Annotated in this window: 7 protein-coding genes and 1 pseudogene; all 8 read left to right on the forward strand. The window is 69.6% G+C overall.

Annotated elements, in window-relative coordinates:
- Window positions 1–284: 284 nt before the first annotated feature.
- Entirely contained in the window at window positions 285–3,788 is a 3,504-nt protein-coding gene (gene smc, locus AAG688_RS08895; protein ID WP_411831901.1) for a chromosome segregation protein SMC, read from the forward strand.
- Between the two features lie 46 nt (window positions 3,789–3,834).
- Window positions 3,835–4,572, forward strand: a complete 738-nt coding sequence (gene zipA, locus AAG688_RS08900; protein WP_411831902.1) for a cell division protein ZipA — start codon at window positions 3,835–3,837, stop codon at window positions 4,570–4,572.
- A gap of 70 nt (window positions 4,573–4,642) precedes the next feature.
- Window positions 4,643–5,011 carry a glyoxalase gene (locus tag AAG688_RS08905; RefSeq protein WP_411831903.1) on the forward strand — a complete coding sequence of 123 codons (369 nt, stop codon included), beginning with the start codon at window positions 4,643–4,645 and terminating at the stop codon, window positions 5,009–5,011.
- A gap of 131 nt (window positions 5,012–5,142) precedes the next feature.
- Window positions 5,143–7,686: an NAD-dependent DNA ligase LigA gene (gene ligA, locus AAG688_RS08910; protein ID WP_411831904.1), complete on the forward strand. Its 2,544-nt coding sequence runs from the start codon at window positions 5,143–5,145 to the stop codon at window positions 7,684–7,686.
- Between the two features lie 70 nt (window positions 7,687–7,756).
- A pseudogene (locus AAG688_RS08915) lies at window positions 7,757–8,011 on the forward strand (endonuclease domain-containing protein); the annotation flags it as partial.
- Window positions 8,012–8,248: 237 nt separating this feature from the next.
- The gene (epmA, locus tag AAG688_RS08920) at window positions 8,249–9,265 is read left to right on the forward strand and encodes an EF-P lysine aminoacylase EpmA (RefSeq protein WP_411834966.1); all 1,017 of its coding nucleotides are present in this window, start codon (window positions 8,249–8,251) and stop codon (window positions 9,263–9,265) included.
- A 45-nt stretch (window positions 9,266–9,310) separates the two neighbouring features.
- Entirely contained in the window at window positions 9,311–10,381 is a 1,071-nt protein-coding gene (gene mtnA / locus AAG688_RS08925; protein WP_411831905.1) for an S-methyl-5-thioribose-1-phosphate isomerase, read from the forward strand.
- A gap of 196 nt (window positions 10,382–10,577) precedes the next feature.
- On the forward strand, window positions 10,578–13,277 hold the full coding sequence (gene gyrA, locus AAG688_RS08930; protein ID WP_411831906.1) for a DNA gyrase subunit A: 2,700 nt from the start codon (window positions 10,578–10,580) through the stop codon (window positions 13,275–13,277).
- The last annotated feature ends 409 nt before the right edge of the window (window positions 13,278–13,686 follow it).

The following is a 13,686-nucleotide window of genomic DNA, read 5'->3' on the forward strand; positions in this document are numbered from 1 at the left end:
TTCCGGCGGGCGCGTTGCCGCCGGGCCGAAGGCCTGCAGGACGGCACGGCCCCAGCGTGCCTCCCGGGATGCGCGCCGGTGGCCCGCCTCGCGGCGACGGCGGGGCGGAAGGCGACACGCAAGCGCTCCATGCAATCCCGCCCTGCCGCTATACTCATCGGTCGGCGTGCGTTTGGCGCCGGGCTACTCCATTGGAATCAATGGGTTGCCATCGACATTTAATCCTGAACCAAAGCAAGCGACGCTTGGCCACCACGGCCGCGCCGCCCGGAAACCCACGCCGCATGCGCCTTTCGACCATCAAGCTGTCCGGCTTCAAGTCCTTCGTCGATCCGACCACGCTGCACCTGCCGACCAACATGACCGGCGTGGTCGGCCCGAACGGCTGCGGCAAGTCCAACATCATCGACGCGGTGCGCTGGGTGATGGGCGAGAGTTCGGCCAGCCGCCTGCGCGGCGACTCACTGACCGACGTGATCTTCTCCGGCAGCGCCGCGCGCAAGCCGGTCTCGCAGGCCACCGTCGAGCTGATCTTCGACAACAGCGACCACGCCATCTCCGGCGAGTTCGCCGCCTTCAACGAGATCTCGGTCAAGCGCCAGGTCAGCCGCGACGGCCAGAGCAGCTACTACCTCAACGGCACCAAGTGCCGCCGCCGCGACATCACCGATCTGTTCCTCGGCACCGGCCTGGGCCCGCGCAGCTACTCGATCATCGAGCAGGGCATGATCAGCCAGATCATCGAGGCGCGCCCGGAGGACCTGCGCATCTACCTGGAGGAGGCCGCGGGCATCTCCAAGTACAAAGAGCGCCGCAAGGAGACCGAGACCCGCATCCGCCACACCCGCGAGAACCTGGACCGCCTGGGCGACCTGCGCGAGGAGATCGGCAAGCAGCTCGAGCACCTCAAGCGCCAGGCGCGCCAGGCCGAGCAGTACCAGGCCCTGCAGGAAGAGCGCCGGATCAAGGACGCCGAATGGAAGGCGCTGGAATACCGCGGCCTGGACGGCCAGCTGGGCGCGCTGCGCGAGGGGCTGTCGCAGGAAGAGACCCGCCTGCAGCAGTTGATCGCCGAGCAGCGCGAGGCCGAGGCGCACATCGAGACCGACCGCGTCCGCCGCGAGGAAGCGGCCGACGCGCTGAGCCGCGCCCAGGCCGAGGTCTACCAGGTCGGCAGCGCGCTGGCGCGCATCGAGCAGCAGATGCAGCACCAGCGCGAGCTGTCCGCGCGCCTGCACAAGGCGCACGAGGAGGCGCAGCACGCGCTGGCCGAGCTGGGCCAGCACATCAGCGGCGACCAGACCCGCCTGAACGTGCTGCGCGAGAGCGTGGCCGAGGCCGAGCCGCGCCTGCAGGAAATGCAGGAGGAAGACCTGTTCAAGCAGGACGCGCTGCGCGATGCCGAAGGCAGGCTCGGCGACTGGCAGCAGCGCTGGGAGACGCACAGCCGCGAGGCGTCGGAAGCCGCGCGCGCCGGCGAGGTCGAGCGTACCCGCGTCGATTATCTGGATCGGCAGTCATTCGAGGCCGAGCGCCGCCGCGAGGCGCTGGCCGGCGAACGCGCCGGGCTGGACCTGGACGCGCTGGCCGACGCCTTCGAGCAGCTGCGCATCCAGCACGACACCCAGAAGGAATCCATCGACACGCTCAGCGAGCAGGTCGAATCGCGCAAGCAGGCCGCCACGGCGGTGCAGGAACAGCAGCGCAGCACCCAGGCCGAACTGTCGGAGCTGCGCAAGCGCGCGCAGGAAGCGCGCGGCCGGCTGTCCTCGCTGGAAACGCTGCAGCACGCCGCGCTGGGTCAGGAGCAGGGCGCGGCGGTCAACTGGCTGAAGGCGCGCGGGCTGGACAGCGCCGCGCGCGTGGGCGAGCGGCTCAGCGTCGAATCCGGCTGGGAGAACGCGGTCGAAGGCGCGCTGGGCCAGCTCATCGAGGGCGTGCTGGTCGATGCGCCCGAGACCCTGGTCGACGCGCTGGGCGAACTGGGCGAGGGCCGCATCGCGCTGGTCGACGCCGACAGCCGCGAGCAATCCTTCCCGGCCACTTCGCTGGCGGCCAAGGTGCAGGGCCCGGCCGCGATCCGCCGCCTGCTGGCGCGCCTGCACGCGGCCGAGGACCTGGCCGAGGCGCGCCGCCTGCAACCGCAGCTGCCGGAAGGCGACTCGGTCATCACCCGCGGCGGCGAACGCCTGGGCGAAGGCTGGGTGCGCGTCTCGCGGCAGGGCGCGGCCAAGCAGGGCGCGCTGCTGCGCGAACGCGAGATCCAAGCGCTGCGCGCGGAGATCGAAACGCTGCAACAGCGCGAGGCCGAGCTCGAGCACCGCCTGGCCAGCCTGCGCGATCAGCTGCTGGCCGCCGAGCAGCACCGCGAGGACGCGCAGCGCGCGCTGTACATGGCGCACCGCAGCGTGTCCGAGCTGGCCGGCCAGTTGCAGAGCCAGCAGGGGCGCGTCGAATCCACCCGCACCCGCATCGAGCGCATCGACGGCGAGCTGGCGCAGCTGATCGAGACGCTGGACGCCAGCCGCGAGCAGGCGCGCGAGGCGCGCGCGAAGCTGGAGGACGCGGTCACCCGCATGGGCGACCTGGAGAGCGCCCGCCACGCGCTGGAAGCCGAGCGCCGGCAACTGGTCGAAGCGCGCGACCTGGCCCGCGACGCCGCCCGCGCCTCGCGCGACGCCGCGCACGCGCTGGCGCTGACGCTGGAATCGCAGCGCGCGCAGATCGTCGGGCTGAGCCAAGCGCTGGAGCGCATGGGCAGCCAGCGCGGCCAGCTCGACTCGCGGCTGGGCGAACTGGCCCAGCAGCTCAACGAGGGCGACTCGCCGGTGCAGGAACTGGAAGCCCAGCGCCAGGCCGCCCTCGAACAGCGTGTCAACGCCGACCGCCAGCTCGCCGAGGCGCGCAGTGTGCTCGACGGCATCGACAGCCAGCTGCGCCAGTACGAGCAGACCCGCCACCAGCGCGACGAGCAGGCGTTGGCCCAGCGCGAGCGCATCGCCCAGCGCCGGCTGGACCAGCAGGCGCTGGCGCTGAAGGCCGAGCAGCTGTCGGAAGCGGTGGTCGCCGCCGGCTTCGTGCTGGAGGACGTGATCAACACGCTGCCCGAAGTCGCCAACCTGGCCGAGTGGGAACAGGCGGTGCAGCAGATCGACGGCCGCATGCGCCGGCTCGAGCCGGTCAACCTGGCCGCCATCCACGAGTACGGCGAGGCCAGCCAGCGCGCCGAGTACCTGGAAGCGCAGAACGTCGACCTGACCACCGCGCTGGAGACGCTGGAAGAGGCCATCCGCAAGATCGACCGCGAGACCCGCGGCCGCTTCAAGGACACCTTCGACCGCGTCAACGCCGGCGTGCAGCAGCTGTACCCGCGCCTGTTCGGCGGCGGCCACGCCTACCTGGAACTGACCGGCGAGGACCTGCTCGACACCGGCGTGGCGATCATGGCGCGCCCGCCGGGCAAGCGCGTGTCCAACATCTCGCTGCTGTCCGGCGGCGAGAAGGCGATGACCGCGGTGGCGCTGGTGTTCGCCATCTTCCAGCTCAATCCGGCGCCGTTCTGCCTGCTCGACGAGGTCGACGCGCCGCTCGACGAGGCCAACGTCGGCCGCTTCACCGCGATGGTCAAGGAGATGAGCGAGAAGGTGCAGTTCCTGTTCGTCAGCCACAACAAGGCGACGATGGAGGCCGCGCACCAGCTCAGCGGCGTTACCATGCGCGAGCCCGGCGTCAGCCGGCTGGTGTCGGTGGACCTGGAAGAAGCCGCGCGCCTGGCCGGCGCCGCCTGATACAAGATACGAGCCCCGAACGACAACCCTGCCGGAGAATCCCCAAGTGTCCGACATGGCAATGCTACGCATCGGCATCCTGGTTGCCGGCCTGATCCTGCTGGTGGCGATCTTCGTGTTCGGCCGGCCCAAGAAGCCGGGGCAGGGCCGCCGGCTGGAGCCGAGCGAGCGCGACAACGCCCGCGTCGAGCCCAGCCTGGCCGCCGACCCGCCCGCCTACGAAGCCGATCGCGACTACGGCGAGGAGCGGGTCAGCCAGCCCGAACTGGGGTTGGCCGGCGGCACCCCGGTCGCCGGCGCGGAGAGCGATCTGGGCAAGCGTCCCAGCCAGGACTTCGACAAGATCGTCTCGCTGTACGTGGCGGCCAAGGCCGGCCAGTCGCTGCGCGGCGAGGACATCGTGGTGGCGGCCGAGAAGACCGGCCTGATCTACGGCCACATGAACGTGTTCCACCGGCTCATCGAAGGCCATCCCGAGCGCGGCCCGGTGTTCAGCATGGCCAACATCCTGCAGCCGGGCAGCTTCGACATGACCACCATCCGCGAGATGGAAACCCCGGCCATCGCGTTCTTCCTGACCCTGCCGGCGCCTATGACCGCGCTGGAAGCCTGGGAGAAGATGCTGCCCAACGTCGAGCGCATGGCCGAACTGCTCGGCGGCGTGGTGCTGGACGACAGCCGCAACACCCTGGGCCGCCAGCGCATCATGCACATCCGCGAGGAACTGCGCGCCTACGACCGCCAGCACGAGGCGCCGCCGCTGACCAAGGCGCCGCGGTGGTAGGCGCCATGCCGCTGTAAAAAGTTCGCATCGACTCTGCGGCTTTCCCCGGACAATCGGAGGGCGTTGGCTCATGGATTTGAAAATCGGCGATGTCAGGCCTTTCGTTCCCGCGAAGGATTTCGGGATTTCCCGGGATTTCTACCTCGCGCTCGGCTGGAAGGCCGAGTGGTCTGACGAGAACCTCGCGCTCCTGGCCAACGCCGGGCATCGCTTCTATCTCCAGCGCTACTACGTCAGGGAGTGGGCGGAGAACGCAATGCTGCACGTCACCGTTGCGGATTCGCGCGCCTGCCATTCGCGGATCGCCGAGGTGCTGGCCACGGGCCGTTTTCCCGGGGCGCGGGTCGCCCCGCCGAAACAGGAACCCTACGGCGCGCTGGTGACTTACGCGTGGGATCCCGCCGGCGTCCTGCTGCACTTCGCGCAATGGACCGCATGATCGCCTGCCGGGGGTGATCGCTGCGCAGGTGGGCGCTGGCTGCCGTGATGGACGGTGCGGATCCGATGCGGAGCCGTCCATCCACGCTGCGACCATGCCGCCCGCATCGCGGCGATCGGTAGAATCGCAACATGGAACCCGCCGCCCGCATCGCCGACCTGCGCCGCCAACTGGACGACGCGAACTATCGCTACCACGTCCTCGACGAGCCCAACATCCCGGACGCCGAGTACGACCGCCTGCTGCGCGAACTGGACGAACTGGAGGCGGAGCACCCCGACCTGATCACGCCCGACTCGCCGACGCAGCGCGTCGGCAGCGCGCCGCCGGCGAAGTTCGCCGAAGTCCGCCACGCCCTGCCGATGCTGTCGCTGGGCAACGCCTTCAGCGACGAGGAAGTGCGCGACTTCGTCCGCCGCATCGCCGATAAGCTGGACCGGCCGCGCCTGCTGTTCTCGGCCGAGCCCAAGCTGGACGGCCTGGCGATCAGCCTGCGCTACGAGCACGGCGTGTTCGTGCAGGGCGCCACCCGCGGCGACGGCGCCACCGGCGAGGATGTCACCGCCAACCTGCGGACGGTCAGGGCTGTTCCATTGCGCTTGCGCGATGGAACGGCGGGAATGGGGAATGGGGAGTCGGGAATGGTGGAAAGCGGGGATGCGGCTTCTCCCATTCCCCATTCCCCATTCTCCATTCCCGAAATCCTCGAAGTCCGTGGCGAAATCTACATGCCCCGCGCCGACTTCGAGCGGTACAACGAACATGCCCGCCTACACGGCGGCAAGGTGCTGGCCAATCCGCGCAACGGCGCGGCCGGTTCGCTGCGTCAGCTGGATCCGCGCATCACCGCGCAGCGGCCGCTGGCGTTCTTCGCCTACGGCGTCGGCCTGGTGGAAGGCGGCGAACTGCCGGGCTCGCATTCGGCCACGCTGCGGCAACTGCGTGCGTGGGGCTTCCCGGTCAGCGCGCTGGGCGAGGTGGTCGAGGGCGTCGACGGGCTGCTCGACTACTACCGCCGCATCGGCGAGCGCCGCGACGGCCTGCCGTTCGACATTGACGGCGTGGTCTACAAGCTGGACGACTACGAAGGCCAGCGCGAGATGGGCTTCGTCTCGCGCGCGCCGCGCTGGGCGCTGGCGCACAAGTACCCGGCGCAGGAGCAGGCCACCACGGTGGAGGCCATCGAGATCCAGATCGGCCGCACCGGCGCGGCCACGCCGGTGGCGCGGCTGGCGCCGGTGCACGTGGCCGGCGTGGTGGTGACCAATGCCACCTTGCACAACGCCGACCAGATCGAGCGCCTGGACGTGCGCGTCGGCGACAGCGTGATCGTGCGCCGCGCCGGCGACGTGATCCCGGAAGTGGTCGGCGTGATCGCCGAGCGCCGCCCCGAGGGCGCGGAACCGTGGCGGATGCCGGCGTGCTGCCCGGTGTGCGGGTCGGAAATCGTCCGCGAGGAAGGCGAGGCGGTCTGGCGCTGCTCGGGCGAGCTGAGCTGCCCCGCGCAGCGCAAGGAGACCATCCGCCACTTTGCCTCGCGCCGGGCGATGGACATCGAGGGCCTGGGCGACAAGTACGTCGAGACCCTGGTCGATGCCGGCATCGTGCGCGGCGTCGCCGACCTGTACCGGCTGGGCCGCGATCAACTGCTGCACCTGAAGCTGGTGCTCGACGCCGAGTCGCCCGAAGCGCTGGCCGCCGCGGTCAAGCCGCACCTGCGCCCCGAGGGCAGCGGCGAGGTGCTCAACGCGATCGTCAGGCTCGACGGCGGCAGCGACGACTGGCGCGCGCAGGCGCTGGCGCAGCGCATCGACTTCGAATGGAACCCGAAGAAGATCGCCACCAGGTGGGCCGAGAACCTGGTCGACGCGATCGACCGCTCGCGCGACGCCGCGCTGGAGCGGCTGTTGTTCGCGCTGGGCATCCAGCACGTCGGCGAGAGCACGGCCAAGGCGCTGGCGCAGTGGTTCGGCGATCTCGAACTGATCCGCCACCTGCCCTGGCCGCTGTTCAAGCGGGTGCCGGACATCGGCGGCGAGGTCGCGCGATCGCTCGGGCATTTCTTCGAGCAGCCGGGCAACCAGCAGGCCATCGACGACCTGCTGACCATCGGCAAGGTGCGCATCCGTGACGCCCATCCGCCATCGGCCAGGCTGCGGCCCGAGCTGGACCTGGCGGCGCTGCTGGCCGAGGCCGAGATCCCGACCGTCACCCCGCTGCGCGCGCAGGCGCTGGTCGCCGCATTGCCGACGGCGCAGGCGATCATCGATGCCGAGCCGGCACGGTTCGTCGCCGCCGGATTGCCCGAGACTTGCGCCGCGGCGCTGCGGGAATGGCTGGATCAGCCCGGGCATCCAAAGCTCCTGCTGGACGGCGAGCGCGACATCGCCCGCATCCTCGCCGATGCGCCGATGCTGGAAGAGGCGGTGACCGGCCCGCTGGACGGCAGGACGGTGGTGCTGACCGGCGGCCTGGCATCGATGAGCCGCGACGAGGCCGGCGCCAGGCTCGAGGCCTTGGGCGCGAAGATTTCCGGCAGCGTGTCGAAGAAGACCCACATCGTCGTCGCCGGCGAGGCGGCAGGCTCCAAGCTGGCCAAGGCGCAGGAACTGGGCATCGAGATCTGGGACGAGCAGAAGCTGCTCGATTTCCTGGCCGGTCACGATGCAAGCTGAGCATGCGCGTCACCGACTTCCCTCTCCCCCGCGAGCGGGGGAGAGGGCTCGGGTGAGGGGGTAATCCATCATGGATCACAGCAAACGCCTGCGCAGCGACCAGACCGATGCCGAAGGCAGGATCTGGTCGCGCCTGCGCAATCACCAACTGGGCGTGAAGTTCCGCCGCCAGCATCGCGCGGAGGGCTTCATCCTGGATTTCGCCTGCGTGGAGAGGATGCTGGTGGTGGAACTGGATGGAGGACAGCATCTGGAACGCGCCGAAGAGGATGAGCGGCGTATGCGGCAGTTACAGGAGGCAGGATGGCGTGTGGTTCGTTTCTGGAATGACGATGCGCTTTTGCGCACCGATGCGGTGATCGATGCGATCTGGCATGAGTTGCAGAAGAGCCCCCCTCACCCCGGCCCTCTCCCCCGCAAGCGGGGGAGAGGGAGCCCAAGATCGAGCCAAGGCCAAGTCGATTCCGACCAGCTTCGACGTTCAGCTCCCTCTCCCCCGCTTGCGGGGGAGAGGGCCGGGGTGAGGGGGCAAACGAAGCCGAACACCCCACAGCCGTCTGTATTGCAGATAACACGCGCATCCACTTTCCCGGTAGACGAAAGCGCGTCCACCTGGCAACCCACCGCCACCCTCCAGACCCTCCACCTCCGCGCCCGCCTCAACGCCGTCTTCCGCGCCTTCTTCGCCGCTCGCGGCGTGCTGGAAGTGGAGACCCCGATCCTCTCCCGCGCCGGCAACACCGATCCCAACATCGCCTCGTTCTCGCTGCGTTTCGGTGGCCACGTCGATGCCGGTCCGGCGCGGCGCTGGCTGCGGACCTCGCCGGAATTCCCGCTCAAGCGCCTGCTGGCCGCCGGCGTCGGCGATTGCTACGAGCTGGGACGGGTGTTCCGCGACGGCGAGGCCGGTGGCCGCCACAATCCCGAGTTCACGATGCTGGAGTGGTATCGCGTCGGCTGGGATCACCAGCGCCTGATCGACGAATGCGCCGCGCTGCTGGAGCAGGCACTGGCGCTGGTGGGACGACAGGTACGGTTGCAGCGCATGGCCTACCGCGACCTCTACCGGCAGCGGCTGCAACTGGATCCGATGCGGGCCAGCGAGGAGGAACTGCGCAACGCGCTGGGCGATGTCCGCATCGATCCGGAAGGGCTCGGCCGCGACGACTGGCTGGACCTGCTGATGACCCACCGCCTGCAGCCCTGCTTCCCGCCGGACGAGTTGCTGGCCATCCACGACTATCCCAGCTCGCAGTGCGCGCTGGCGCGGTTGCGCGAAAGCGACGGTGTCATGGTGGCCGAGCGCTTCGAGCTGTATCTGGGCCCGCTGGAACTGGCCAACGGCTACCACGAGCTCGCCGATGCCGACGAGCAGCGCACGCGCTTCCTGCGCGACGGGCAGGTGCGCGCCGGCCGTGGCGCGGAAAGCCCGCCGCTGGACGAGTTCCTGCTGTCGGCGCTGGCGCACGGCCTGCCCGATTGCGCGGGCGTCGCGCTCGGCGTGGATCGGCTGCTGATGGCCATGCTCGGCACCTCGCGCATCGCCGACGTGCTGGCCTTCGACTTCGCCCACGCCTGAACTGCCGCCCGACGGCTCCCGCGCCGCTGGCTTTACAATGGACGCATGAACGACACCGACACGCCGGGCTTCGACTACGCCCGCTACGACCGCATCCGCCCCATCCGCTGGACCGGCGAGGCGCTGGAACTGCTGGACCAGCGCAAGCTGCCGTTCGTGGTCGAGTACGCGACCTGCCGCAGCAGCGACGAGGTCGCCGCCGCCATCCACGCATTGACGGTGCGCGGCGCGCCGGCCATCGGCATCGCCGCGGCCTGGGGCGTGGTGCTGGCCGCGCGCGGGATCGAGGCGGGCGACGGCGAGGAAGCGGCCGAGAAGCTGGAACCGGCGATGCAGCACCTCAATGCCGCGCGCCCGACCGCGGTCAACCTGGCCTGGGCGCTGCTGCGCATGCGGGTGACGCTGAAGTCTTCCGGCGCCGACTGGCGCGCGCGGTTGATCCAGGAGGCCGAGGCCATCGCCAGCGAGGACCTGGCCGCCAACCGGCGGATGGGTTCGCTGGGCGCGGCGCTGATCGCGCCCGGCAGCGGCGTGCTGACCCATTGCAACACCGGCTCGCTGGCCACCGCCGGCTTCGGCACCGCGCTGGGCGTGATCCGCGCCGGCGTCGCGCAGGACCGCATCGGCAAGGTCTACGCCGGCGAGACGCGGCCGTGGCTGCAGGGCGCGCGCCTGACCGTGTGGGAACTGCAGCAGGACGACATCGCCGCCACCCTGATCGCCGACTCGGCCGCCGCCCACCTGATGAAGTCCGGCGCGGTGCAGTGGGTGGTGGTCGGCGCCGATCGCATCTGCGCCAACGGCGACACCGCCAACAAGATCGGCACCTACCAGTTGGCGATCGCCGCGCGCCACCACGGCGTCAGGTTCATGGTGGTCGCGCCGTCCTCGACGGTGGACATGGCCACGCCGGACGGCCACGCCATCGAGATCGAGGAGCGCGAGTCGGCCGAGATGTTCGGCATCGGCGGCGTGCGCACGGTGGCCGAGGGCATCACCGCGTGGAACCCGGTGTTCGACGTGACCCCGGCCGATCTGATCGACGCCATCGTGACCGAGAAGGGCGTCATCGAGCATCCCGACCCGGCCCGCATGCGCGCCGCCTTCGGCACCTGAATCCGGTCCCTCCGGGACGCCGAAAACCGCGCCAAGTGCTTGTTTCGCCGGCCTGTCCGGGCCTGCGGGACGCCGCCGCCTGTGGTAGAATCCGGCGGTTGCAGAATCCGCCGGAAACCCTGCCCGCACACGCCTTGCCGGCCCCGCGTCGGCAAGCGGTTTTCGGCCCGAAAAACACCTGAGATACGGATCCCGAATGGCTGAACCCGCCAAGGAAATCATCCCCGTCAACCTCGAAGACGAGATGCGCAAGAGCTACCTCGACTACGCGATGAGCGTGATCGTGGGACGCGCGCTCCCGGACGTCCGGGACGGCCTCAAGCCGGTGCACCGCCGCGTGTTGTACGCGATGAACGAACTGGGCGCGCACAGCAACAAGCCGTACTACAAGTCCGCGCGCATCGTCGGCGACGTGATCGGCAAGTACCACCCGCACGGCGACCAGTCGGTGTACGACACGCTGGTGCGCATGGCGCAGCCGTTCTCGCTGCGCTACCTGCTGGTGGACGGGCAGGGCAACTTCGGCTCGGTCGACGGCGACAGCGCCGCGGCGATGCGCTACACCGAGGCGCGCATGTCGCGCCTGACCCACGAGCTGATGGCCGACATCGACAAGGAAACGGTCGACTTCCAGCCCAACTACGACGAGAAGGAACTGGAGCCGACGGTCATGCCGACCCGGTTCCCGAACCTGCTGGTCAACGGCTCGGCCGGCATCGCGGTCGGCATGGCGACCAACATCCCGCCGCACAACCTGGGCGAGGTGGTCGACGGCCTGCTGGCGCTGATCGAGGATCCGCAGATCGACGTGGACGGGTTGATGCAGTACATCCCCGGCCCGGATTTCCCCACCGCCGGCATCATCAACGGCACCAGCGGGATAGTGGCTGGCTACCGCACCGGCCGCGGGCGCGTGCGCATGCGCGCCAAGGCCGACATCGAGGTGGCCGACAACGGCCGCGAGTCGATCATCGTCACCGAGATCCCGTACCAGGTGAACAAGGCGCGGCTGATCGAGAAGATCGCCGAGCTGGTGAAAGAGAAGAAGCTCGAGGGCATCAGCGAACTGCGCGACGAGTCCGACAAGGACGGCATGCGCATCTACATCGAGATCAAGCGCGGCGAGTCGGCCGAGGTCGTGCTCAACAACCTGTACTCGCAGACGCCGATGGAGTCGGTGTTCGGCATCAACATGGTCGCGCTGGTCGACGGCCGCCCGCAGCTGCTGAACCTCAAGCAGATGCTGGAGGCGTTCGTGCGCCACCGCCGCGAGGTGGTCACCCGCCGGACCATCTTCGAGCTGCGCAAGGCGCGCAACCGCGCCCACATCCTCGAGGGCCTGACCGTCGCGCTGGCCAACATCGACGAGATGATCGAGCTGATCAAGACGTCGGCCAACCCGCAGGAAGCCAAGGAGCGGATGCTCGCCAAGACCTGGGAGCCGGGCCTGGTCGGCGCGCTGCTGGCCGCGTCGGGCGCCGAGTCCTCGCGGCCGGAGGACCTGCCGCTGGGTGTTGGCTTCATCGACGGCCCGCTCCACGGCAAGGTGTACCAGCTCACCGACGCGCAGGCCACCCAGATCCTGGAGATGCGCCTGCACCGCCTGACCGGCCTGGAGCAGGAAAAGCTCACCGAGGAATACAAGCAGCTGCTGGAGACCATCGCCGGCCTGATCCGCATCCTGGAGAACCCGGACGTGCTGATGCAGGTGATCCGCGACGAGCTGCTCAACGTCAAGGCCGAGTTCGGCGACGCGCGCCGCAGCGAGATCCGCCACAGCGAGGAGGATCTGGACATCCTCGACCTGATCGCGCCGGAGGACGTGGTGGTCACGCTGTCGCACGCCGGCTACGCCAAGCGCCAGCCGGCCAGCGCCTACCGCGCGCAGCGGCGGGGCGGCCGCGGCCGCAGCGCGGCGGCGACCAAGGAAGAGGATTTCATCGACCAGCTGTGGCTGGTCAACACCCACGACACGCTGCTGACCTTTACCAGCAGCGGCAAGGTGTTCTGGCTGCCGGTCTACCAGTTGCCGGAGGCCGGCTCCAACGCGCGCGGCCGCCCGATCATCAACTGGATCCCGCTGGAAGCCGGCGAGCGCGTGCAGGCGGTGCTGCCGGTGCGCGAGTATGCCGAAGGCCGCTATGTGTTCTTCGCCACCCGCAACGGCACGGTCAAGAAGACCCCGCTGACCGAGTTCGCGTTCAAGCTGGCGCGCGGCAAGATCGCCATCAACCTGGACGAGGGCGACGCGCTGGTCGGCGTGGCGCTGACCGACGGCGAGCGCGACATCATGCTGTTCGCCTCCAACGGCCGCGCGGTGCGCTTCTCCGAGGCGTCGGTACGGCCGATGGGCCGCACCGCCACCGGCGTGCGCGGCATGCGCCTGGTCGCCGGCGACGCCGATGACGCGGCCGACGACGCTTCCGCCGCCGACGGCGATGCCGAGGCGGGCGAGGGCGCGCAGAACGAGGGCGGCTCGGAAGTGGTGAGCCTGGTGATGATCGACGGCGACGGCGACATCCTCACCGCCAGCGAGCGCGGTTACGGCAAGCGCACGCCGGCCGTGGACTACCCGCGCAAGGGCCGAGGCACCAAGGGCGTGATCGCGCTGAAGACCACCGAGCGCAACGGCCGGCTGGTCGGCGCGGTGCAGCTGTCCGATCACCACGAGGTGCTGCTGATTTCCGACGGCGGCACGCTGGTGCGCACGCGCGCCTCGGAGATCTCGCAGGTCGGCCGCAACACCCAGGGCGTGACGCTGATGCGCCTGGGCGAAGGCGAGACGCTGCAGGCGGTCGAACGCCTGGATGCCTCGCTGGACGACGAGGAAGAAACGGGCGAGATCGCCCCGCCGCCGGAGGCTCCTTCGGATTCCGCCGCGCCGCCGGTGGAGTAGAGCCAGCGGATAGCGGAAGCGCAGCCATCGGCCACGGGCCGGTGGCTGCCGTCGCCCCGGCAAAGGGAACTTGCCTGGAACATCCCCGAATGCTTCCTTCCATCATTCCCCGCCTTCGCGGGGATGACGCCAGAGCATATCTGGGGTATGGGCCCGTCCTTGGAGTGCTCCCCGAGTTCCCTTCTCCCGCTTGCGGGAGAAGGTGGCGCGCAGCGCCGGATGAGGGCGTTTTATGAGGGCGTTTTTCGCGCCTGCGACGCCCCATCCGCCTTCTCTGCACCTCCCCCGCAAGCAAGGGAAGGGGACATCCGGAATCCGGATGCTTCATTTCTGCACCGGCACGGCTTACCTCTCCGATCGCCATTTCCCTCCCTTCCGAAGCCGCGGCGACGTTCTATACTCCCGGCGT

Origin of the sequence: Pseudoxanthomonas mexicana (assembly GCF_046736355.1) — a bacterium.
In the GTDB taxonomy this organism is placed as follows: Bacteria; Pseudomonadota; Gammaproteobacteria; order Xanthomonadales; family Xanthomonadaceae; genus Pseudoxanthomonas_A; species Pseudoxanthomonas_A mexicana_B.

What these genes read in the sequence shown, in the direction of transcription:
- smc (WP_411831901.1), top strand. Translation starts at nt 285, where the DNA reads ATGCGCCTTTCGACCATCAAGCTGTCCGGCTTCAAGTCCTTCGTCGAT.
- ligA (WP_411831904.1), top strand. Translation starts at nt 5,143, where the DNA reads ATGGAACCCGCCGCCCGCATCGCCGACCTGCGCCGCCAACTGGACGAC.
- gyrA (WP_411831906.1), top strand. Translation starts at nt 10,578, where the DNA reads ATGGCTGAACCCGCCAAGGAAATCATCCCCGTCAACCTCGAAGACGAG.
- AAG688_RS08905 (WP_411831903.1), top strand. Translation starts at nt 4,643, where the DNA reads ATGGATTTGAAAATCGGCGATGTCAGGCCTTTCGTTCCCGCGAAGGAT.
- mtnA (WP_411831905.1), top strand. Translation starts at nt 9,311, where the DNA reads ATGAACGACACCGACACGCCGGGCTTCGACTACGCCCGCTACGACCGC.